This window comes from Streptomyces sp. NBC_00872 (genome assembly GCF_045161915.1).
GTDB lineage: Bacteria > Actinomycetota > Actinomycetes > Streptomycetales > Streptomycetaceae > Streptomyces.
In genome coordinates this window covers 1,174,203-1,196,147 of the sequence record NZ_CP108806.1, presented here as the reverse complement: position 1 = coordinate 1,196,147, position 21,945 = coordinate 1,174,203, and the positions used below count along the sequence as shown (strand labels likewise).

The window sequence follows — 21,945 nt, the reverse complement described above, 5'->3', positions numbered from 1 at the left end:
GCGGCCCGGCGCGGCGCGCCGGGCGAACCTGCCGGACGAACCCGCCGGGCGAATCGGTCAGGCGAATCGATCAGACGCGTGCGGGTCGTGCGGGTTGCCCGGACGGCGTACGGCGCTACTGCCGCTTACTCACTCCGCCTCCGCCTGGAACGCGGCCCGCAGTTCCTCCTTCAGCGACCGCTGGAACGCCGTGACCAGCGCCTGCACCACCAGCGGCTCCATATGCGCGGAGAGCGACCTCACCGCCGCGATCCGCTCCGGGCCGGACCCGTCGTGTCCGTACGCGGGCGACACCTCGTCCCGGAACATCCGGGTCAGCTCGCGTGCCGCCTCACGGGTGTGGTCCAGCAGGACCGTACGGGCCGCGAGGATCGTCTCCTGCGCGATCGGTACGTCGAGCAGTTCGACACAGAGCCGCAGCAGCGCGGGGTCCAGCCGGTAGGTGTCCGGGCGGTCGGTGCGGGCCAGGGCGCCCATCGCGGCGAGCCGGTCGATGTCCTCCTCCGCCAGCGCCCGTCCCGCCCTGCTCTCCAGCTCCGTCCGGGTCGCGTCCTCGGGCGCGTCCGGCGCCCAGGAGGCGACCAGCGCCCGGTGGATCGCCAGATCGCGCGCGCTGAGACCGGGCGGCAACTGCTCCAGATAGCGTTCGATCGCGGCGAGTGTCATGCCCTGGCGCTGGAGCTCCTCGATCAGGGCCAGCCGGGAGAGATGCTCGGACCCGTAGTGCCCGACCCTGCGCGGCCCGATGACCGGCGGCGGCAGCAGTCCACGGGTGCTGTAGAACCGCACGGTGCGCACGGTGACGCCGGCCCGCGCGGCGAGCTCGTCGACCGTGAGCGTGGGCCTCTCGGTCTCGGTGGTCATGGACCGCACCTCGCTTCCGGCTGGCAAGGGTCGACAGATCGACTCGGTGGAACTCAGTGGAACAGTATTGCTGTGCCATCACTGTTGTGAAAGTGGCGGCCCGGGGCGAAAACCGCGGGGGTGAGTGTCAGTGCCCGCCCGTACGGTGGTGCCATGTCGGAGATCGGATATGTACGGGGGGACGCCACCGCCCCGCAGGGCGAGGGCGTCAAGCTGATCACGCACGTCTGCAACGATGTGGGCGGCTGGGGCAAGGGCTTCGTCCGGGCCCTCTCCCGCCGCTGGCCCGAGCCCGAAGCGGCCTACCGCCGCTGGCACAGGGAGCGGGCCGGGAATGACTTCGGCCTGGGTGCTGTGCGGTATGTCCAGGTCGGCCCGTATCTCTGGGTGGCCAACATGATCGGACAGCGGGGCACGAGGACGGGCGCCAAGGGGGTGCCCGTGCGGTACGACGCGATCGACAGGGCCCTCGCCTCCGTGGCGGAGCGCGCGGCCGAGCTGGACGCGTCGGTCCATATGCCCCGTATCGGCTGCGGCCTCGCGGGCGGCGAGTGGTCCGTGGTCGAGCCGCTGATAACGGAGCGTCTGCTGACCCGGGGCATAGCGGTGACGGTGTACGACATCGATGGGTCTGATGGGTCTGATGGGTCCTAGGTCTGTCTCGCCTCGGGTGTGAGGCGACAAGAACCCCGCCCGGTCGGCCGGGCGGTCGGACGGTCGGGTCGTGGGACCCGGTGGACCGGACGGGGTTCGGGGTCAGAACTGCTCGACGAAGTACGGGCTGATCGTCATCCACCCGTTGCCCCGGGCGCCGTTGAGGCGGCCGGAGGAGTCCTTGCCGAGGGTGTACCAGGAGTCCACGTAGTCGGGGTCGTTGGTCCACCAGGACGCGGGGATGGCGTCGAGGATGGCGTTCACGAGGGGGATGTAGGCGCCCTGGTCGGTGATGGTGAGCAGGATGTCCGCGATGGCCTTGGCCAGGGCCTGGTAGTTGGTGTCGCCGTCGTCCTCCATCATCACGACATCGGCGAGGTTGTACTTGTAGGACGACCAGTTGACGAGGACCTGGTTCGGGTAGTAGGTGGTCCCGTCGTTGTCCAGATACGGCAGGGTCACCGTGTCGACCCGGACCTTGCCGTCGAATCCGAAGCCGCTGACGATCGAGAAGATCTCGGCGTCGCCGGAGACCCAGGGCTCCTCGTCGCTGGACAGATAGACGGAGTCGAGACGGGAGGTCCAGAAGCCGGCCGCGGCGGCGCGGTTCCCCGAGGCCCGGGAGCCCTCGGAGGCCCCGGAGACCTTGGGGGCCTCGGCCGAGGACAGACCGTGCTTGGCGAGTTCCTTGTCGACGACGCCCAGACCCGCGGCCATGGCCTTGGTGACGTCGATGTCGACGACATAGACGGGCCGGTCCGGAGTCTTCCGCGCGTCCAGCGTGTGCGCCCGGCCACGGCTGTCGTAGGCGGTGATCGTCTCGGAGTCGTCATCGGTGCTGGCGGCGGCGACCAGCGGGACCGTTCCCGCCGTCAGCGCGCCGCGCATGGAGTCGGCGGCCAGGCGCAGCCGCAGCAGTGAACCGGTGTCGGCGCTCAGCCCCTTGGCGGCGGCGATGCGCTGGTCGCCCTTGGCGACCGTGGACTTGAGGGCCTGTCCGGCCTTCGCCGTGGCCCGGTCGGTCAGCGCGCGCAGATCGACCTGGTCCGAGGCGAGGGCCGCCGAGCGTATCTGCGCCCGCCATCTCTGGTCGTCGAGCGAGGTGGCGACGGCACGGGCGGTCCGGTCCTCCACCAGACCGACCGCCGAGACCGGCGCGGCGTCGGACGGACTCGGCTGCGAGGCACCCGCCGTCGGGGACGCCACGCCCTGGAGGGCGGCGACGGTGACGGCGGAGAGAGCGAGAGCGGTGGCATGGCGGCGCGTGAAACGCGTGCTCAAGGGTTCCTCCTGGAGGCGTGCCGCGTCCGCCTGCGGCGGGGCGGCGGTTGGGGGGAAGCGTTCAGGACGGAGCCGGATCTATGCGGGTAGATTCCGCTGGGAAAAGCATGTCCGTAGCATGCCAATAACGCAAGGACTCCCCGCCTCGCAGTCCATAACCATCAGGTGGTCGGGCCGGATTGCGTTGCCCGATCCGGTCGCCGACACCGTCAGGCGAGACCGCCTCGTCCGATCACCGCCGCGTACCAGCGCGCGCTGTCCTTGACCGTACGCCGCTGGGTCGCGAAGTCGACATGGACGATGCCGAACCGCTTGCTGTACCCGTACGCCCACTCGAAGTTGTCCAGCAGCGACCACAGGAAGTAGCCCCGGACCCGCGTGCCGGCCGCGATCGCGCGGTGGACGGCGGCGAGGTGGGCACGGAGATAGGCCACCCGTTCCGGGTCGTGGACCGCGCCGGACGGGTCGGCGTAGTCGTCGTACGCCGCACCGTTCTCGGTGACCATCAGCGGGGTGCGTGGCAGTTCGTCCCGCAGCCGGGTGAGCAGTTCGTACAGGCCGTCCGCGTCGACCGGCCAGTCCATCGCCGTGCGCGGTCCGGGCGCCGGTACGAAACGCACACGCTCCTCCGTCCCGGGCCATGGTGACGGCACGTCAGTCCCGTCGGGGACGGGGCCGGGGGCGGGGGCGGCATCGGGGTCGGAGTCGGGGTCGGGAAGGCCGGAGGCGGCGGTGGCGGGGGATACGGCCGTGACCACGGTGGGGGAGTAGTAGTTGATCCCGAGGGAGTCGATGGGCTCGCTCGCGGTCGCCAGATCGCCGTCATGGACGAAGGACCAGTCCGTGAGCGAGGCCGTGTCCTCGATCAGGTCCTCCGGCAGCCGTCCGTGGAAGACCGGATCGAGGAAGATCCGGTTCCCCAGGGCGTCGATCCGGCGCACCGCGTCGAGATCGGCCGCCGTCTCCCTCAGCGGGCGTACGGCATGGAGGTTGAGGGTCAGCGAGATCTCGGACTTCCTCGGCAGTACGTCGCGCAGCGCGCGGACGGCCAGACCGTGGGCCAGATTGAAGTGGTGCGCGGCCCGCAGCGCGGCGACCGGGTCCGTACGGCCCGGGGCGTGGACACCGGACGCGTACCCCAGAAAGGCCGCGCACCAGGGTTCGTTGAGCGTGGTCCAGGTGGTCACCCGGTCGCCGAGGGCCTCGCCCACGATCGTCGCGTACTCCGCGAACCGCCCCGCGGTGTCGCGCTGCGGCCAGCCGCCCGCGTCCTCCAGCTCCTGCGGCAGATCCCAGTGGTAGAGCGTGACGACCGGCCGGATCCCCGCCGCCAGCAGCGCGTCCACGAGCCGCCGGTAGAAGTCGAGACCCCGCTGTACGGCGGGACCCCGGCCCGTCGGCTGGACGCGCGGCCAGGACACGGAGAAGCGGTAGTCCGTGACACCCAGCCCCTTCAGCAGCGCGACGTCCTCGTCCATCCGGTGATAGTGATCCGCGGCGATGTCACCGGTGTCGCCGTTGCGTACCCGGCCGGGGGCGCGGCTGAAGGTGTCCCAGATCGACGGGGTACGGCCGTCCTCGGCGGCGGCCCCCTCGATCTGGTACGCGGCGGTGGCCGTCCCCCAGCGGAAGGCGCGGGGGAAGCGCGACTCCGTGGTGGTCCGGGGACGTGCGTCGACAGCGGTCATGAGGAAGGAACTCCCGTGGGTGAGACCGGACATGGGCGAGGAGGCGGAGGCGGGACGAGAGAGCGGAACGGGCCCCGAAACGGGGGGAGGCGCGCGGAGGCGAGGCGGAGGGAGAGGGGGCGAGGTGTGAGGGGAGGCGAGGCGCCGAGGAGCCGAGGGGTGCCCCGGGGGAGACGAGAGGTGCCGGGGGAAAGAGACGAGAGATGCCCGGGGAGACGTGGGGCGCCGGGGCGACCAGAGGCGCCGGGGTGCGGGCCGCGTCAGCCCTTCACCGCGCCCTGCATGATGCCTCCGACGATCTGCCGGCCCAGCAGACCGAAGACCAGCAGCACCGGCAGTGTGCCCAGCAGTGTGCCCGCCATGATCACGGACTGGTCGTGGACATAGCCGCCGCCGAGCTGGCGCAGGGCGACCTGGACGGTCGGCTCCTGCGAGGAGAGCGCGATGATCGGCCAGAAGAAGTCGTTCCACGCGGCCATGAAGGTGAGCATGCCCAGTACCGCCATGCCCGGTCGGGCGATGGGCACCACGACCGACCAGAAGATCCGCGCGGTGGAGGCGCCGTCCACCCGGGCGGCCTCGATCAGCTCGTCGGGCAGCGACTGCACCAGATACTGGCGCATGAAGAACACCCCGAAGGCGGAGACGAGTCCGGGCAGGATGACGGCCTGGAGCTGATTCACCCACTGGAGTTCGGCGATCAGCATGAACAGCGGGATCACGCCGAGCTGCGGCGGGATCATCATCGTGCCCACGGTCACGGCCAGCAGCGCGCCCCTGCCACGGAAACGGAGCTTGGCGAAGGCGAACCCGGCGAGGGTGCAGCAGAGCACCGTCCCCACCGTGATCGAGCCCGAGACGATCAGCGAGTTGAGGAGGGCCTTGCCGATATCGGCCTCCTCCAGCACCGCCTCGAAGTTTCTGATGAGATTCGGGCCGGGCAGCAGGGTCGGCGGCACCCGCGCGAGATCGGCGTTGGAGCGGCTGGCCGCGACGATCGTCCAGTAGAACGGGAAGGCCGAGAAGAGCAGCGCGACGGTCAGGATCACATACGAGAGCCGGCCGCCGTGCATCGTCCGTCCGGCGCGGCTCCGGCGCCGTACGGACCGCGGCTCTTCGACGCCTCCGGTGGCCGGCGGGGCCGGCGGGGCGGTGAGTGTGGTCATCGTCCGGCCTCCTTACCGGAACGGCGCCGCGCGATCAGGGCGTTGCCCCCGACCAGCAGCAGGATCAGCACGAACATCACCCAGGCGATCGCTGCGGCGCGGCCGAGATGGAAGAAGCCCCAGCCCTGCTCGTACATATAGAGCCCGAGGGTCTGGTACTGATGCGAGATCCCGCCCGAGATGGATCCCTCGAAGAGCAGGGGCTCCCCGAAGAGCTGGGTGGCGCCGATGGTCGAGACGACGGCGGTGAAGACGATCGTGGGCCGCAGACCGGGCAGCGTGACATGGATGAACTGCTGCCAGCGCGACGCCCCGTCCATCTCCGCGGCCTCGTACAGCTCGTTCGGGATGGACTGCATCCCCGCCAGATAGATCAGCGCGTTGTAGCCGGTCCAGCGCCAGACGACGATGGTGGACACGGCGATCTGCGAGGCGACGGTGCCGGTCTGCCAGTCCACCGGACCGATACCGGCCAGGCCCAGGACGTAGTTGACGAGTCCGAAGTCACGGCCGAAGAGCTGGGCGAAGACCAGGGTGGCGGCGGCGACCGAGGTGGCGTACGGCAGCAGCATCGCGGTGCGGATGAAAGTCCGCCCGCGCAGCTTGTAGTTGAGGAGATGGGCCAGCCCCAGAGCCATCACGAGCTGCGGCACGGTCGACAGCACACCGATGGTGAAGGTGTTGCGCAGCGCGGTCCAGAAGAACTCGTCGCCGAAGAGCGCGGTGTAGTTGCCGAGCCCGCGCCACTCCATGTCGCCGGGAGTCTGGAGCTCCACCCGGTAGAGCGAGACATACGCGGTGTAGAGCAGCGGGAAGAGCCCGAACGCCGCGAACAGGGTGAAGAACGGGGCGATATAGGCGTACGGCGAGAAGGCGCGCCAGGTACGGCGCGCGGCGGACGGCCGGGTGGCGGACCCCGGCCCCGGTCCCGGCCGTGGCGGCGGGGAGGCGGGCTCGGCGGTGGCGGTGAGGGTCATGGAACGGCCCTTCGAAGACGTGAACCGGTCGGAAAAAGGAGGAAGCGGCGGCCGGGGCCGGCTCCCGGAGCGGGAGGCCCGGTGAAGCGGAAGGCCCGGTGGAGCGGAAGGTCCGATGGAGCGGGAGGCCCGGTGGAGCGGGAGGCCCGGTGAAGCGGGAGAATCCCGGTCCCGGTCAGGACCGGCCGACCCCGGCGCGCGTGCCGACGGGACGGCGTCAGCCGATGACGTTCTCGACGCCCTTCTTCGCCGTCGACCACGCCTCGCCGGACGGTGTGCCCTTGCGCTCGACCTCGCTCAGCGCGTTGGTGATCTGCTGGGCCACATTGGCGTCATGCACACCGAGGACCTGCACCGGCGAGGCCTTGGCCGCGTCACCGAAGATCCGGCCGATCGGCGCGTCCGAGAAGTACGGGTCCGTCGTGTCCGCGACCTTCGCGATCGCCCCCGTGGAGGACGGGAAGAGCCCCTGCTTCTGGAAGAGCTTCGCCTGCTGCTCGGGGGCGGTGAGCCACTGGATCAGCTCGTACGCCTCCTCCTTGTGCCGCGCCGCGCGCGGCACCGTCAGATACGAACCGCCCCAGTTCCCCGCGCCACCGGGCAGCGCGGCGATGTCCCACTTGCCCGAACCGCCCTCGCCCGCCTGGCCCTTGATATAGCTGAGCATCCACGCGGGGCACGGAATGGTGGCGAAAGAGCCCGCCGCGAAGGCCTGGTTCCACTGCGGTGACCACTGGTCGAGCTTGGCGCTCAGTCCGGACTCCGCCGCCTCGACCGAGGTGTCCCACGCGGTCCGCACGGCCGGGTTGTCCTCGTAGATCAGCTTCCCCGACGCGTCGTAGTACCGCTCCTTCTCCTGCCCGATCATGATCGAGTAGAGGCTGCCCACACTGTCGAGCCAGGCGCTCTTCGCGGGCGCCTTCTTCATGTACTCCTTGCCGAGCGCCAGATAGCCGTCCCAGGTGGACCACTCACGCTCCAGCTCGGCGCGGTCGGTCGGCAGTCCCGCCTGTTCGAACAGATCCGTGCGGTAGCACAGCGCCTCGGGCCCGACATCCGTGCCCAGCCCCAGAATCCGGCCGTCCTGGGTGGTGGCGGCGGACCACTTGGCCTCGGCGAACTGGTCCTTGAGCTTGTCCGCCCCGAACCGCTTCAAGTCCTCGAACTTGTCGGACTGCTGCTGGGTGACCGAGGCGATACGGCCCACCTCGACGCCCTGCACATCGGCGAGCCCGCCCCCGCCGGCCAGCCGGGTCTGGAGCGACTTCCAGTAGTCGGCCTCGTCCTCGGTGTCGCTCTGCTTGATCGTGATCTCCGGGTGGAGCTTCTGGTACTCCGCGTACAGCCCCGCCTCCTTGTAGCCGAACGATCCGAACAGATCGACCGTCAGCGTGATCTCGCCGTTCGCGCTGTCGGACGTTCCTCCCGAGGAACCCGACCCGCAGGCGGCGAGCAGTACCCCGGAGATCACTACCGCGCCGAGACGGAGTGCGGCTCTCCTCCCGGCGGCCCATCCGGTGACTTTCCTCCCGGTGGCCCTTCTGACGGCCCTCTTGGCGGCCCTCTTGGCGGCTCGGGCGATGGGCATGGGAAGCCTCCCTTGGCTTCGGGATACCGACGAGAGAGCCGTCTGAGAGCGCTCTCAAGAGATGTCAGGGAGCGTGCCCCGGTGCCCCGCGCTTCGTCAAGACTCGAACGCATAACGGCTGCCGATCGCCGGTGAACTGCCGTCCGTGTCAGATGTATTGACACTTCTGTTTCAGGAGTTTTACGTTTCATGGCATCTGAGAGCGCTCTCGGACGCCCTTTCCCCCCATGTCTTCGAGGTGCCGTCCATGTCCGTCTCCCGTGCCAGACCCGTCTCCGCGCTGGTCCTGGTCACCGCCCTGGCCGCTATCGGCCTGGGCCCCGCCGCCGGCCCGGCGATGGCCGCCAACGTCCCCGTGGGTGCGGGGAGTTACTCGGACACCCGCCCCGCCGGCACAGCGGGCCCCACGACCAACACCGGCACTCCGGTCACCCCCAAGGTGACCGAGGCCGCCAGGAACAAGCCCGTGCCCACGAACGACTGGTGGTCGTCGCTGGCCTTCCAGCGGTACGGCGACAACCCGTACTCCACCCCGATGTACGGCCACCCGCTCACCTATCAGGCGACCGCGGGCGGTCTCCAGGTCGGCTATCCGACCACCCCGACGGTCAGCGGCGACGGCCGTCAGTACGAGTACGCGCACAAGGCCGATCTCACGCTCGGTCTGACCGGGCTCAACTCACCGGACACCAAGGCCGACAACTGGTCGGACTGGACCGTCACCCCGTACTGGTCGGACGGCGCCCGCACCCTGCGGACCACCATCGGCCACGGCCTGCCCTTCGTCTACGCCAAGGGCACCGGCGGCGACGCCAGGATCACCACCGCCGCCGCGCCCCAGGTCTTCGCCGACCAGGGCAATGTCCTCGGCATCACCGTCGCGGGACACCACTACGCCCTGTTCGCGCCGACCGGCAGCGACTGGTCCATAGCGGGATCCACGCTCACGGCCGGGCTCGGCGGGCGTGACTACTTCTCCCTCGCGGTCCTGCCCTCCACGGACGCGCTGGCCACCTACCGGAAGTACGCGTACAGCTTCGTCACCGGCTCCAAGGTGAGCTGGAGCGCCGACGGCGGTACGGTCAGGGCGACCTACAGCCTCACCACCGCACCGCAGGAGGGCACCGAGACCGGTACGCTCCAGGCCCTCTACCGGCACCAGTGGCTCTACGCGACCGACGCGCTCACCCCGTACACCTATGTCTCCTCGCGCGGCACGATGAAGGTCCGTGAGGGCACCTCCTTCACCACCAGCCAGCAGTCGGCGGGGGTGCTGCCCGCCCTGCCGAGGTCCGGCGGGACCGACCAGGCACGGCTCAGGGGCTATCTGAACGAGGTGGCGAACGCGGCCGATCCGTTCTCCGGCGCGGTCGACACCTACTGGACCGGCAAGGCGCTGGGCAAGCTCGCCCAACTGGTGCCCATCGCCGAGCAGATCGGTGAGACCGCCACCCGCGACAAGCTGGTCGGGCTGCTCAAGGGCCGGCTGGAGCAGTGGTTCACGGCGGGCGGCGCGAACGAGTTCTCGTACGACAGGAACTGGAAGACGCTGACCGGCTACCCCGCCTCCTACGGCAGCGACACGGAACTCAACGACCACCACTTCCACTACAGCTACTACGTGTACGCGGCGGCGATCGTCGCCCAGTACGACCGGGCGTGGGCCGCCGACTCGGCCTGGGGCGGCATGGTGAAGACGCTCGTGCGCGACGCCGCCAACCCCAGCCGCGACGACACCGCCTTCCCCTTCCTGCGCGGCTTCGACATATACGCGGGACACAGCTGGGCCTCGGGGCACCAGGGCTTCGCCGCGGGCAACAACCAGGAGTCGTCGTCGGAGTCCACCAACCTCAGTGCCGCACTGATCCTGTGGGGCTCCGCGACCGGTGACACCCAGCTGCGCGATCTCGGCAGCTACTTGCTGACCACCGAGTCCGAGGCGATCGGCCAGTACTGGTTCGACGCCGACCAGGCGGTCTTCCCGTCCTCCTTCGGGCACGACACGGTCGGCATGGTGTGGGGCAGCGGTGGCGCGTACTCCACCTGGTGGACCGCCAATCCGGAGGAGATCCACGGCATCAACGCCCTCCCGCTGACCGGTGGTTCGCTCCATCTCAGCCGCGAGAAGGACGCGATCAGGCGCAATCTGGCGGAGATGACGCGGGAGAACGGCGGTCCGGCCGTCGAATGGCGGGACATCCTCTGGGAGTTCGAGGCCCTCGCCGATCCGGCGGCGGCCAAGGCCAAATGGGACGCGGGCAACGCGGGCTACACACCCGAGGCGGGCGAGTCCAGGGCCCATACGTACCATTGGATCACCACACTGGACTCGCTGGGCGCTCCCGACGCGACCGTGACCGGATCGATCCCGACCTCCGCCGTCTTCACCAAGGGCGGGGTACGGACGTACGCGGCGCACAACTTCGACTCGGTGGCGCGTACGGTCACCTTCTCGGACGGCAGGACGCTGAACGTACCGGCGCGTTCGACAGCGACCGGATAGCGACCGGACAGGGACACCCCTCGCGGGCCGTGCACCCCTCGCGGCCGTGCACGATCCGCGAGGCACGCCCCGCAAGACACGGCTCACCACGCACCGCCCACGACGGACGGCGGGGCTCGGCTCAGGCCGAGGCCCGCCGTACCAGTGTGGTCGGAGTGATCACCGAGGCCGGCGCCGAGGCACCCTCGCGGTCCCGGTCCAGACCGCGCAGCAGCAGCCGCGCCATCAGCCGGCCCTGCCCCTCTATGTCCTGCTGGACGGTGGTCAGCGGCGGGTCGGTGGTCTCCGCGACCGAGTCCATGTCGTCGAAGCCGACCAGCGCCACATCGCCGGGCACCGAGCGGCCCCGCTCCTTGAGCACCCGCAGCGCGCCCGAGGCCATCAGATCGTTGGCGGCGAACACCGCGTCCAGATCGGGGAACCGCTCCAGCAGTTCCGCCATCGCGCGCGCCCCGCTCTCCTCGGTGAACGTACCCTCGGCGATCAGCCCGGCATCCGCGTCCAGCAGTACATCGCGGTAGCCGTCGAGCCGGTCGGTGGCCGAGGTCTGGTCACGCGGGCCCGCGATATGCGCGATCCGCCGCCGGCCGAGATCCCGCAGATACCGCACGGCCGCGCGGGCACCGCCGCGGTTGTCCGCGTCCACATACGGCACGGCCTGGTGGTCCTGGGCCGCCGTCCAGCTCGGCCGGCCTCCGTAGACCGTCGGCATCCCGGCCCGCCGGGTGATCTCGGGGATCGGATCGTCGGTGTGCAGGGAGAAGGCGAGCGCGCCGTCGACATGGCCGCCCGCCAGATAGCGGGCGATCCGGTCGTAGTCACCGGGACCTTCGAGCAGGAGCAGTACCAGCTGGGTGTCGTGCGCGGTCAGTTCCTTGCTGATACCGCGGATCTGCTGGGAGAAGAACGGATCGGAGAAGATCCGGATCTCCGGCTCGGCGATGATCACGGCGACCGCGCCGGTGCGCCGGGTGACCAGGGTGCGGGCCGCGTGGTTCGGTACGTATCCCAGCTCGTCGACCGCCCGGCGCACCTTGTCGACCAGCGGCTGCCGGACACCCGCACCGCCGTTGACGACCCGCGAGGCCGTGGCCCGGGAGACGCCGGCGCGCGCGGCGACAGCTTCCAGAGTGGGACGGAACCCAGGGGACGGCTCGGGCAAGGCGTGCGCTCCTCGTCGGGGACGGATACGGCTGACGGCGCCGGTACGGGTACGGGCGGACGTCGGGACCTGACGGACGTGCCGACATGGCCGGACGACAGGACCGATACGGCGGTACCGTACGGCAGCGCCGCATACAGGGGCGAGACGGGCTGCCGCACAGCTACACCCTAACCGCTGCGGCGCTGTGGATGAGAGCGCTTCCAAAGCGTCTCATCAGGGGAGTCCCGGTGGTCCTGTCACCCGGGAGGGGCACGCCCACGCTCCCGCGTCCCGGCGGCGGGCCGTCCCCGATGCCGTACGACGGCCGTGCGCCCGACACCCGTACACGCGCGCGGCGGGCGCTTCGTATACATTCCCTTGCCTCTCGCGGCCCGTCGACTGCCCTCTTTTGCACGGGAGTTCACCGGGGTACCTTCCGCCCCATGGAGATCCGTGCGCGGGGAGCCCGCTGGTCGTACAGAACCCTGGTCGCGGCGGCCTCCGCCGCTCTCGTGGGGGTGCTGCTCACCCCCGCAGGAGCACTGGGCGCGCAGCCCACCGCGGGGCCGGGCGGACCGCGGGTGAAGGAAAGCCGGCCCGTCTACTCGTACGACGACGCCATCCGGGAGTCCATCTGGGTCGACACCGGGATCGACGGTGACGAGAACGGCAAAACCGACCGGGTCGCCGTCGACGTGATCCGCCCGAGCGAGCTCGCCGAGCGGGGCGGCCGGGTGCCCGTGATCATGGACGCGAGCCCCTACTACTCCTGCTGCGGACGCGGCAACGAGAGCCAGCGGAAGACCTATGACGCGGACGGAAAACCCCTCGGCTTCCCGCTGCACTACGACAACTACTTCGTACCGCGCGGCTATGCCTTCGTCGCCGTCGATCTCGCGGGCACCAACCGCTCCGACGGCTGTGTCGATGTCGGCGGGCGCTCCGACATCCAGTCGGCCAAGGCCGTGGTCGACTGGCTGAACGGCCGCGCCCGCGGCTACGCCACCCGCACCGGCTCCGAGCGGGTACGGGCCGACTGGACCACCGGCGCCACCGGCATGATCGGCAAGAGCTACGACGGCACCATCGCCAACGGAGTCGCCGCCACCGGGGTCGAGGGACTGGAGACCATCGTCCCGATCAGCGCGATCTCCTCCTGGTACGACTACTACTTCCAGCAGGGCGCCCCCCTCTACGACTCGGGCCCCGAATGGCTCTCCAACTATGTGGAGAGCCCCGAGGCGCGGGCCCGCTGCCAGGCGGTGCAGCAACGGCTGATCGACGAGGCGCCGCGCACCGGCGACCGGACCGGTCTCTGGGACGAGCGCGACTACGTACGGAACGCGAAGAAGGTCCGGGCCAGCGTCTTCGCCGTCCATGGCGCCCAGGACCTCAACGTCCGTGCCAAGCACCTCGGCCAGTGGTGGGACGCGCTCGCCGACGCGGGCGTGGAGCGCAAGATCTGGCTCTCCCAGACCGGCCATGTCGACCCGTTCGACTTCCGCCGTGCCACCTGGGTCACCACCCTGCACCGCTGGTTCGACCACTATCTCCTCGGCTACGAGAACGGCATCGACCGCGAGCCCATGGCGGACATCGAGCGCGCCCCCGACCAGTGGTCCACCGACCGGGTCTGGCCGCCGCGTACCACCGTGACCACCACGCTGCGTCCCGGCACGGGCGCCGTCGCCGGAGTCGGCACCCTGGGCCGTACGCCCGCGCGGCCCGGCACCACCGAGACCTTCACCGACGACCCGGGACAGAGCGAGACCGACTGGGCCGCCGAGATCGATCTGCCGACCCCGGCCAAGTCCGGCTTCATCACCCGGCCCCTCAGCCGTGATCTGCGGCTGTCCGGCTCCGGTACGGTCACCGTGACCGCCACCCCGTCCACCTCGACGGCCCATCTCTCGGCGGTCCTCGTCGACATCGGCCCCGACACGATCCGGGACTACGCCGCGTCCGGCGAAGGCATCAGGACGCTGACCGAGCGCACCTGCTGGGGTCCGAGCACCACCGCGGACAGCTCCTGCTACCGGGAGACGGAGGCCAGGACGGCCGAGGTCGGCCAGACGGTCTTCAGCCGGGGCTGGGCCGATCTCGGCACCTACGCGTCGGCCGGCCACGGCCGCCCGCTCACACCCGGCAAGCCGTACACCCTCACCGTCGAGCTCGCCGCCACCGACCATGTCGTCCCCGCCGGACACCGGCTCGCCCTGATCATCGCCGGTACCGACCAGGACCTCATCGACCCGCCGTCCACCACTCCCACCCTCACCCTCGATCTGGCCAGGACCAGCGCAGGACTGCCGCTCGTCGGCGGCGCGGCGGCCTTCGCCCGCGCCACCACCGGCGCCGTCCCGCCGTACAGCGCACCCCGTGAGTCCCGTCACCACGGCGTGGCCGAGCCGCGCCGGACCCCTCCGATCCCGGGAGACAGCAGCCGATGACCCGACCACGCGCCACCACATCCCGTATACGAGGACTCGTTCTGGCGATCACCGCCACGGCCCTCGTCACCTCGCTGGCCGCCGTCCCCGCCCAGGCCACCACCTCGCCCGCCCCGCCGCGCACCGGATTCGAGACGAACGGCGGCGCCGACTGGACCAGCCAGCCGCAGGAGCAGCAGTTCCTGAAGGCCGTCGACCGGGGGAGCGAGCGCGCCACGCTCACCACCATCGGCACGACCAAGCAGGACCGTCCGGTCCAGCTCGTCCGGATCGGCGCCCGGCACGCGGCCACCACCGTGCTGCTCGTATGCAGCCAGCACGGTGACGAACCGTCAGGCCGCGAGGCGTGTCTGACCACGGTCCGCGATCTCGCCTACACCAAGGACCGCGACACCCTGCGCTTCCTGGCCCGTACGAGCGTGCTCGTCGTCCCCACCGCCAACCCGGACGGACGGGCCGCCGACACCCGGGGCAACTCCGACGGCGTCGACATCAACCGTGACCACATCGCGCTCAAGACGGCCGAGGGCCGTGCCCTGGCCGCCCTCATCCGTGACCAGCGGCCCGATGTCATCTACGACCTGCACGAGTACGGCGCCACCCCGCCGTACTACGACAAGGACCTGTTCGACCTCTGGCCGCGCAATCTCAACACCGCGACCGCTGTCCACGACGAGTCGGAGGCGCTCTCCGAGCGGTATGTACGGCCCGCCGCCCGCGCGGCCGGCCACTCCATCGGCACCTACGGGATCTGGACCGACCCGGTGACCGACGAGCCCATCCGGCAGACCGCCGGTGACGGCCAGGAGCGCATCCTGCGCAACGCGGCGGGTGTCAAACACTCGCTCGGGCTGCTCATCGAGAGCCGGGTCAACGCGCTCACCGACGCCGAGGAGGCCGACCCCGCGCTGAACCACCGCCGCCGGGTGGCCAGCCAACTCGACTCCCTGGAAGGGCTGTTCACCTTCACCGACGAGCGCAGGGGCGCGATCGTGAGCGCCACGGCCACCGCGCGGCTGGCCGGACTCAAGGACCGCGGCCCGGTCTATCTGGGCGGCGCCGACAACGAACCCGCTGCCCCCGAGCAGATCATCCAGAACCCGCCGTGCGGCTACCGCCTCGACGCGGCGCAGTACGCCGACGTCAAGGACGAACTGGCCCTCCACGGGGTGCTGTCACTGCCGCTCGGCAAGGGCGCGTTCGTACCGCTCCGCCAGTCGCAGCGGAATCTGGTCCCGCTGCTCCTCGACGAACGCGCGGCGTACCACCTGACCGCGGCGGCTCCCGCCGACTGCTGATCAGGAGTCCAGCGCCAGCCGGGCCGCGTCCCGCGCGCAGCCCCAGGCCACGGTGACCCCCGCGCCGCCGTGTCCGTAGTTGTGCACCAACCGCGCGCCCCTGGGCAGGGTTTCGGCCTCCAACCGGACCCGGGGGCGCGCGGGCCGCAGCCCCACCCGGTGCTCCAGTACCCGCGCTCCGGCCAGCGCGGGGTGGATCCGGGCACAGCGCGCGACGATCGCCTCGGCCTCGGCCGGGTCGGGGCGCAGATCCCAGGAGTGCTCCGTCGCCGTACCGCCGAGCAGCACCCCGTACGGCTGGGGCATCACATACGTCATATCGGCGGAGCCGGGGAGGGACGCCACGAACCACTCGTCGATCCCCGGGTTCTCCACGACCACCACCTGCCCGCGCACCGGATACAGCGACGCGTCCGCCATCAGCACCCGGGCACCGATCCCGGTGCAGTCCACCACCACGGGCGCCAGCTCCGCCGGTTCCTCGAAGCCCGTGACCGTGCGCCGCTCCACCGTGCCGCCCGCCGCGCGCAGCCGTTCCTTCAGATAGCGCAGATGGACGGGCATGTCGATCAGCGGGACGGTGGCCCGCAGCGCCTGGCCGAAGCCGGCCGGCAGCTCCTCGCCACGGGCCTGGCGCAGTCCGGGGACCCGGGCGGCCCAGCTTCCCAGATCCGTCATCGGGGTGTCCGTCATCAGCCCGGGGACGATACGTACCCCGGTCTCGTCCGGCCGCCGCGCGAGCTGTTCGTACTGGCTCAGCGACCGCTCCAGCCAGGCGCCCACCTCGGCCTCGGGCTCGATGCGATAGGGCCAGAAGAGCGCTCCCGCCACCGCCGATGTGGTGCGCCCCAGCGGATCGCGGGTCCACAGCCCCACCCGGTGACCGTCCTCCGCGAGCACCACCGCCGTCGTCAGACCGATGACTCCACCGCCGACCACCAGTACATCTCTCTTACCGCCGTCCATGTCCGGACCGTAGCGGAATCCGGCGTACAGGCCCATATTCCGGTGGACGGACGGGGCGCTCGTCCGCGATCCTTCTCCCCGGCGGCCCCGGCACCCCCCACCCAGCACCTCGTTAGGATCAACGGTCTGATGACTGCCACGCTCGTAGCCAAGGATCTCGCCGCCGGACACGGCGACCGCTCGCTCTTCTCCGGACTCGACCTCGTGGTCGCACCCGGCGATGTGATCGGACTCGTGGGTGCCAACGGTGCCGGAAAGTCCACCCTGCTCCGGCTGCTCGCCGGACTCGACACGCCCGAGGACGGGGCGATCAGGCTCTCCCCGCCCACCGCCGCCGTCGGCCATCTCCCCCAGGAGCCGGAGCGGCGCGCGGGGGAGACCGTACGGGCCTTTCTCGGCCGCCGTACGGGAGTCACCGCCGCGCAGACCGCGCTGGACGAGGCCACCCAGGCGCTCGTCGACGGCGCACCCGGCGCCGACGACGCGTACGCCGTCGGGCTGGAGCGCTGGCTGAGCCTCGGCGGCGCCGATCTGGACGAGCGGGCCGAGGAGACCGCTGCCTCGCTCGGCCTCACCGTCGGACTCGACCAGCCGATGACCACCCTCTCGGGCGGCCAGGCGGCCCGTGCGAGCCTCGCCTCGCTCCTGCTCTCGCGGTACGACATCTTCCTGCTGGACGAGCCGACCAACGACCTCGACCTCGAAGGCCTGGAACGGCTGGAGGGATTCGTGACCGGTCTGCGCGCCGGTACGGTCGTCGTCAGCCACGACCGCGAGTTCCTCGTACGCACCGTGACCAAGGTCCTCGAACTCGACCTGGCCCAGCAGAAGATCACCCTCTTCGGCGGCGGTTACGAGGCCTATCTGGAGGAGCGGGAGACCGCGCGGCGCCATGCCCGCGAGGAGTTCGAGGAGTACGCGGAGAAGAAGGCGTCCCTGGAGACACGGGCGCACACCCAGCGCGCCTGGATGGAGAAGGGCGTCAGGAACGCCCGGCGCAAGGCGACCGACAACGACAAGATCGGCCGTAAGCTCCGCGCCGAGTCGAGCGAACAGCAGGCGGCCAAGGTGCGCCAGACACAGCGGCTGATCGAGCGCCTCGACACGGTCGAGGAGCCCCGCAAGGAGTGGGAGCTGCGGATGGAGATCGCCTCCGCGGACCGCTCGGGCGCGGTCGTCGCGGTGCTGCGCGCCGCCGAGGTCAAGCGCGGCGACTTCCAGTTCGGTCCTGTCACCCTTCAGATCGACCGGGCCGACCGGATCGCCATCACCGGGCCCAACGGTTCCGGTAAATCCACACTGCTCGCCGCCCTGCTGGGCCGTCTCCCGCTGGACGCGGGCCACGCCTCGCTCGGTTCGGGCGTGGTCGTGGGCGAGGTGGACCAGGCGCGCGCTCTCTTCCACGGCCCGGAGACCCTGCTGGACGCGTTCCGCCCGGCCGTCCCCGACACCGAACCGGCCGAGATCCGCACGCTGCTCGCCAAATTCGGTCTGAAGTCGGACCATCTGCTGCGCCCCGCGACCACCCTCTCCCCGGGCGAACGCACCCGCGCCGCACTGGCGCTCCTCCAGGGCCGGGGCGTCAATCTCCTCGTCCTGGACGAGCCGACGAACCATCTCGACCTGCCGGCGATCGAGCAACTCGAATCCGCGCTGGACTCCTACGACGGCACCCTGCTCCTGGTCACCCACGACCGCCGCATGCTGAACGCGATCCGGACGACACGCCGCCTGGATGTGGCGGCGGGCCAGGTGACCGAGAGCTGAGGGCGAGCGCGCCGGCCACCGCCCCGCGTCCGGGCGTCCAGCACATCCGCGGGCGCGGGGCGGGCTCGGTCTTCGCCCGCGCCACACCCGGAGCCAGACCCCGGCCCCGCGCCACGCACCGCACCCGTACCACGCCCCGTACCACCCACCGGACCGACCGCCCCCTCACGGGGCGGCGCACTCCACCAGAGTGGGGAACCTCAGCCGCGCCGACCGCCCCCGCGGCCCCCGCTCCCGCCCTTCGGATCCGTAAGCCCAGCACGCCGCAACGCATCCGCCATCGCGCTGTTCGCCGGAGGCGGCGCCGACGCCTGGCGCCCGCCGCCCCGCTCACCGCCGCCCCGTCCGCCCGCACCGCGCCGCTGCTGCGGCGGACGTCCGCCCCCGCCCGTCCCGCCCGACCGCTCGCGCTCCGGCTTCGCCCCCACCTCGTCGTCCAGGCGCAGCGTCAGGGAGATGCGCTTGCGCGGGACGTCGACCTCCATCACCTTCACCTTGACCACATCGCCCGGCTTCACCACCTCCCGGGGATCCTTCACAAAGGTCCTCGACATGGCGGAGACATGGACCAGCCCGTCCTGATGCACACCGATGTCGACGAACGCGCCGAACGCCGCGACATTGGTCACGACCCCCTCCAGCACCATCCCCGACGCCAGATCCCCGATCTTCTCCACGCCGTCCTTGAACGTCGCGGTCTTGAACGCCGGACGCGGGTCCCGCCCCGGCTTCTCCAGCTCACGCAGGATGTCCGTCACGGTCGGCAGTCCGAAGGACTCGTTCACGAAATCGGCCGGCTTCAGCGAGCGCAGCACCGGCGCGTTCCCGATGAGCGACGCGACCGCGCTGCCGGTCGTCTTCACCATCGACCGCACGACGGGATACGCCTCGGGGTGGACGCTCGACGCGTCCAGCGGGTCGTCCCCGTCACGGATACGGAGGAAGCCCGCACACTGTTCGTACGCCTTCGGGCCGAGCCGCGGCACATCCTTGAGCGCCCGCCGGGACCGGAAGGGCCCATGGGTGTCGCGGTGGGCGACGATGTTCTCCGCGAGTCCCGTCCCGATGCCCGAGACCCGTGAGAGCAGTGGCGTCGACGCGGTGTTCACATCGACACCCACGCCGTTCACACAGTCCTCGACGACCGTGTCCAGCGAGCGGGAGAGCTTCACCTCGGACAGATCGTGCTGATACTGGCCGACACCGATCGACTTGGGATCGATCTTCACCAGCTCGGCGAGCGGGTCCTGGAGCCGGCGCGCGATCGAGACGGCGCCGCGGATCGACACATCGAGACCGGGCAGCTCCTGCGAGGCGAACGCCGAGGCCGAGTACACCGAGGCGCCCGCCTCGGACACCATGACCTTCGTGAGCTTCAGCTCCGGGTGCTTCGCGCACAGCTCACCGGCCAGCTTGTCGGTCTCCCGGGACGCCGTGCCGTTGCCGATGGCGATCAGATCGACCGCGTGGGCCTTGGCGAGCCGCGCCAGCGTCGCGAGCGACTCGTCCCACCGGTTCGCGGGGACATGGGGATAGATCGTGTCGGTGGCGACGACCTTGCCCGTCGCGTCGACCACGGCCACCTTCACGCCCGTACGGAACCCGGGGTCGAGACCCAGCGTCGCGCGCGTGCCGGCCGGCGCGGCCAGCAGCAGATCACGCAGATTCGCGGCGAACACCCGCACCGCCTCGTCCTCGGCGGCCGTCCGCAGCCGCAGCCGCAGATCCATTCCGAGATGCACCAGGATCCGGGTGCGCCACGCCCACCGCACGGTTTCCGCGAGCCACTTGTCGCCGGGCCTGCCGCGGTCGGCGACCCCGAAGCGCCGCGCGACCATGTTCTCGTACATCGTCGGGCCGGGCCGCTCCGCGGACTCGGACGGGTCCTCCGGCTCCAGCACCAGATCGAGGACATCCTCCTTCTCGCCCCGGAACATGGCCAGCACCCGGTGCGAGGGCAGCTCGGGGAACGGCTCGGCGAAGTCGAAGTAGTCGGCGAACTTGGCGCCCGGTCCCTCCTTGCTGTCGTCCTTGCCCTCGCGGACCTTCGAGACGAGCCGGCCCCGCGTCCACATGCGCTCCCGCAGCTCGCCGATGAGATCGGCGTCCTCGGAGAACCGCTCGGTGAGGATGGAGCGCGCGCCCTCCAGCGCGGCTGCGGGGTCCGCCACACCCTTGTCCGCGTCGACGAACGCCGCGGCGGCGGCCAGTGGCTCCACCGACGGATCCGTCAACAGCCCCTCGGCGAGCGGTTCGAGACCCGCCTCACGGGCGATCTGCGCCTTCGTGCGCCGCTTCGGCTTGAACGGCAGATAGATGTCCTCCAGGCGCGCCTTGGTGTCGGCGGCCCGGATCCGCGCCTCCAGGGCATCGTCGAGCTTGCCCTGCTCGCGCACGGAGTCCAGGATCGCGCTCCGCCGCTCCTCCAGCTCCCGCAGATAGCGCAGCCGCTCCTCCAGGGTGCGTAGCTGCGCGTCGTCGAGCATCTCGGTCGCTTCCTTGCGGTAGCGGGCGATGAACGGCACCGTCGATCCGCCGTCGAGCAGCTCGACGGCCGCCTTCACCTGCCGCTCCCGTACGCCGAGTTCCCCGGCGATCCTGCCTTCGATGGACGTCGTCACGATCACGCTCCGCTGTTCTGTGGTCCGCCGACTGCATTGTGGCAGGTGGCGCTGACATCGGCGGGCAGGACCGGCTCAGCTCCTGCCGATGAGATCCGCGGGAAACGCGCCGGCCGCCCGCGCCACGCCGGCGAATCCACCCGCCAGCGCGGTGAGCCGGAGCACTCCGGCCGCGCCGAGATACTCGTACGGTGCCCGGTCGAGCCGGTCGGTCTCGTCCTCCAGGGCGCCGCGCAGTTCCCTGCCCGCCTCGGTCAGTCCGCCCTCCCCGTCCATCAGTCCGCGCCCGCGCAGCCGCTCCCGGGCCGCCTCCCACTCCTGGGCGCTCCAGCCACGGGTGGCGAGGATCCACTTCGGTGACATGCCACGGCCGCTCGCGGTATGGCTGGCCAGCGACTCAAGAGGGTCGAGACCGGCGTGTGTCAGTGCCGTCAGATGGCCGTCGCCGCGGTATTCGCGCAGCAGGGTGGCGGCGTGCCAGTAGGCGAGATGCGGCGCGTCCGGGACCGGCAGATCGGCGTTGGCCGAATAGAGCGGACGTGCCGGGCGTGTACACGCCTCGGTGGCGCGCAGGGCCAGTTCCGCCGCCTCGGCCAGTTCCTTCGAGGCCAGGACCTCCTCGCCCAGCAGCCGCCGCAGCAGTGAGTCGACCGCGCGCAGCCGCGCGTCGAGCGAGTCCTCGGGGGAGAGGACGTCCCATACGCGTGGCAGGTGGCGGGCGACCAGATCGTGCTTGAAGTTGTGGAAGGTCGCCGTGACGATGCCCGCCCCGACCCGGCCCATCGGTGCCGAACGGGCGGCGAAGTAGGCGGCATTGATGTCGTCGAGACCCACGCGCGCGAACTCGCGGCCCAGATCGGGGGAGAAGTAGAGGGCCGAGTGGATCGGGTTGACGACGGCATGACAGCGCCGCGCGGCGTGCTCGGGCAGAGTGGTCATGACGGCAGGTTACCGACTGGTCGGTATGGATGGCGACGG

General features: G+C 70.8%; 15 protein-coding genes. 5 read left to right on the top strand and 10 right to left on the bottom strand.

What is annotated here, in order from left to right:
• Positions 1–129 precede the first annotated feature (129 nt).
• Positions 130–864, bottom strand: a complete 735-nt coding sequence (locus OG214_RS05010; RefSeq protein WP_405983914.1) for a MerR family transcriptional regulator — start codon at positions 862–864, stop codon at positions 130–132.
• A gap of 153 nt (positions 865–1,017) precedes the next feature.
• Between OG214_RS05010 and OG214_RS05005 the strand changes: the two genes are divergently transcribed.
• Positions 1,018–1,518, top strand: coding sequence for a macro domain-containing protein (locus OG214_RS05005; RefSeq protein WP_405983913.1), 501 nt, complete (start codon positions 1,018–1,020; stop codon positions 1,516–1,518).
• Positions 1,519–1,620: 102 nt separating this feature from the next.
• Here OG214_RS05005 and OG214_RS05000 read toward each other — a convergent pair whose 3' ends face one another.
• The 5 genes from OG214_RS05000 to OG214_RS04980 all read right to left on the bottom strand — a co-directional run bounded on the left by OG214_RS05000 (position 1,621) and on the right by OG214_RS04980 (position 8,218).
• Positions 1,621–2,799, bottom strand: coding sequence for a DUF3103 family protein (locus tag OG214_RS05000; RefSeq protein ID WP_405983912.1), 1,179 nt, complete (start codon positions 2,797–2,799; stop codon positions 1,621–1,623).
• Positions 2,800–3,008: 209 nt separating this feature from the next.
• Complete coding sequence (locus OG214_RS04995) at positions 3,009–4,487, bottom strand: glycoside hydrolase family 1 protein (protein WP_405983911.1); 1,479 nt, start codon at positions 4,485–4,487, stop codon at positions 3,009–3,011.
• Positions 4,488–4,747: 260 nt separating this feature from the next.
• Positions 4,748–5,653 carry a carbohydrate ABC transporter permease gene (locus tag OG214_RS04990; RefSeq protein ID WP_363083992.1) on the bottom strand — a complete coding sequence of 302 codons (906 nt, stop codon included), beginning with the start codon at positions 5,651–5,653 and terminating at the stop codon, positions 4,748–4,750.
• On the bottom strand, positions 5,650–6,630 hold the full coding sequence (locus OG214_RS04985) for a sugar ABC transporter permease (RefSeq protein ID WP_363083991.1): 981 nt from the start codon (positions 6,628–6,630) through the stop codon (positions 5,650–5,652). Before OG214_RS04985 ends, OG214_RS04990 begins: the two co-directional genes overlap by 4 nt.
• Before the next feature lie 217 nt (positions 6,631–6,847).
• Positions 6,848–8,218, bottom strand: coding sequence for an ABC transporter substrate-binding protein (locus OG214_RS04980; protein ID WP_405983910.1), 1,371 nt, complete (start codon positions 8,216–8,218; stop codon positions 6,848–6,850).
• A 247-nt stretch (positions 8,219–8,465) separates the two neighbouring features.
• Between OG214_RS04980 and OG214_RS04975 the strand changes: the two genes are divergently transcribed.
• Complete coding sequence (locus OG214_RS04975; RefSeq protein WP_363083989.1) at positions 8,466–10,721, top strand: glycosyl hydrolase; 2,256 nt, start codon at positions 8,466–8,468, stop codon at positions 10,719–10,721.
• A gap of 121 nt (positions 10,722–10,842) precedes the next feature.
• Here the strand turns inward: OG214_RS04975 and OG214_RS04970 are convergent, their stop codons facing one another.
• Positions 10,843–11,883: a LacI family DNA-binding transcriptional regulator gene (locus OG214_RS04970; RefSeq protein WP_363083988.1), complete on the bottom strand. Its 1,041-nt coding sequence runs from the start codon at positions 11,881–11,883 to the stop codon at positions 10,843–10,845.
• Between the two features lie 425 nt (positions 11,884–12,308).
• Here OG214_RS04970 and OG214_RS04965 point away from each other — a divergent pair, with 425 nt between their 5' ends.
• The gene (locus OG214_RS04965) at positions 12,309–14,315 is read left to right on the top strand and encodes a Xaa-Pro dipeptidyl-peptidase (protein WP_405983909.1); all 2,007 of its coding nucleotides are present in this window, start codon (positions 12,309–12,311) and stop codon (positions 14,313–14,315) included.
• The gene (locus OG214_RS04960; protein WP_382859935.1) at positions 14,312–15,613 is read left to right on the top strand and encodes a M14 family metallocarboxypeptidase; all 1,302 of its coding nucleotides are present in this window, start codon (positions 14,312–14,314) and stop codon (positions 15,611–15,613) included. Before OG214_RS04965 ends, OG214_RS04960 begins: the two co-directional genes overlap by 4 nt.
• Here OG214_RS04960 and OG214_RS04955 read toward each other — a convergent pair whose 3' ends face one another.
• Positions 15,614–16,579: an FAD-dependent oxidoreductase gene (locus OG214_RS04955; protein ID WP_405983908.1), complete on the bottom strand. Its 966-nt coding sequence runs from the start codon at positions 16,577–16,579 to the stop codon at positions 15,614–15,616. It lies immediately after the preceding gene.
• Between the two features lie 129 nt (positions 16,580–16,708).
• Here OG214_RS04955 and OG214_RS04950 point away from each other — a divergent pair, with 129 nt between their 5' ends.
• Positions 16,709–18,346 carry an ABC-F family ATP-binding cassette domain-containing protein gene (locus OG214_RS04950; RefSeq protein WP_405983907.1) on the top strand — a complete coding sequence of 546 codons (1,638 nt, stop codon included), beginning with the start codon at positions 16,709–16,711 and terminating at the stop codon, positions 18,344–18,346.
• A 200-nt stretch (positions 18,347–18,546) separates the two neighbouring features.
• Here the strand turns inward: OG214_RS04950 and OG214_RS04945 are convergent, their stop codons facing one another.
• Together OG214_RS04945 and OG214_RS04940 are read right to left on the bottom strand one after the other, a co-directional pair.
• Positions 18,547–20,967, bottom strand: a complete 2,421-nt coding sequence (locus OG214_RS04945; RefSeq protein ID WP_405983906.1) for a Tex family protein — start codon at positions 20,965–20,967, stop codon at positions 18,547–18,549.
• A 75-nt stretch (positions 20,968–21,042) separates the two neighbouring features.
• Positions 21,043–21,906: an SCO6745 family protein gene (locus OG214_RS04940; RefSeq protein ID WP_405983905.1), complete on the bottom strand. Its 864-nt coding sequence runs from the start codon at positions 21,904–21,906 to the stop codon at positions 21,043–21,045.
• Positions 21,907–21,945: the final 39 nt, after the last annotated feature.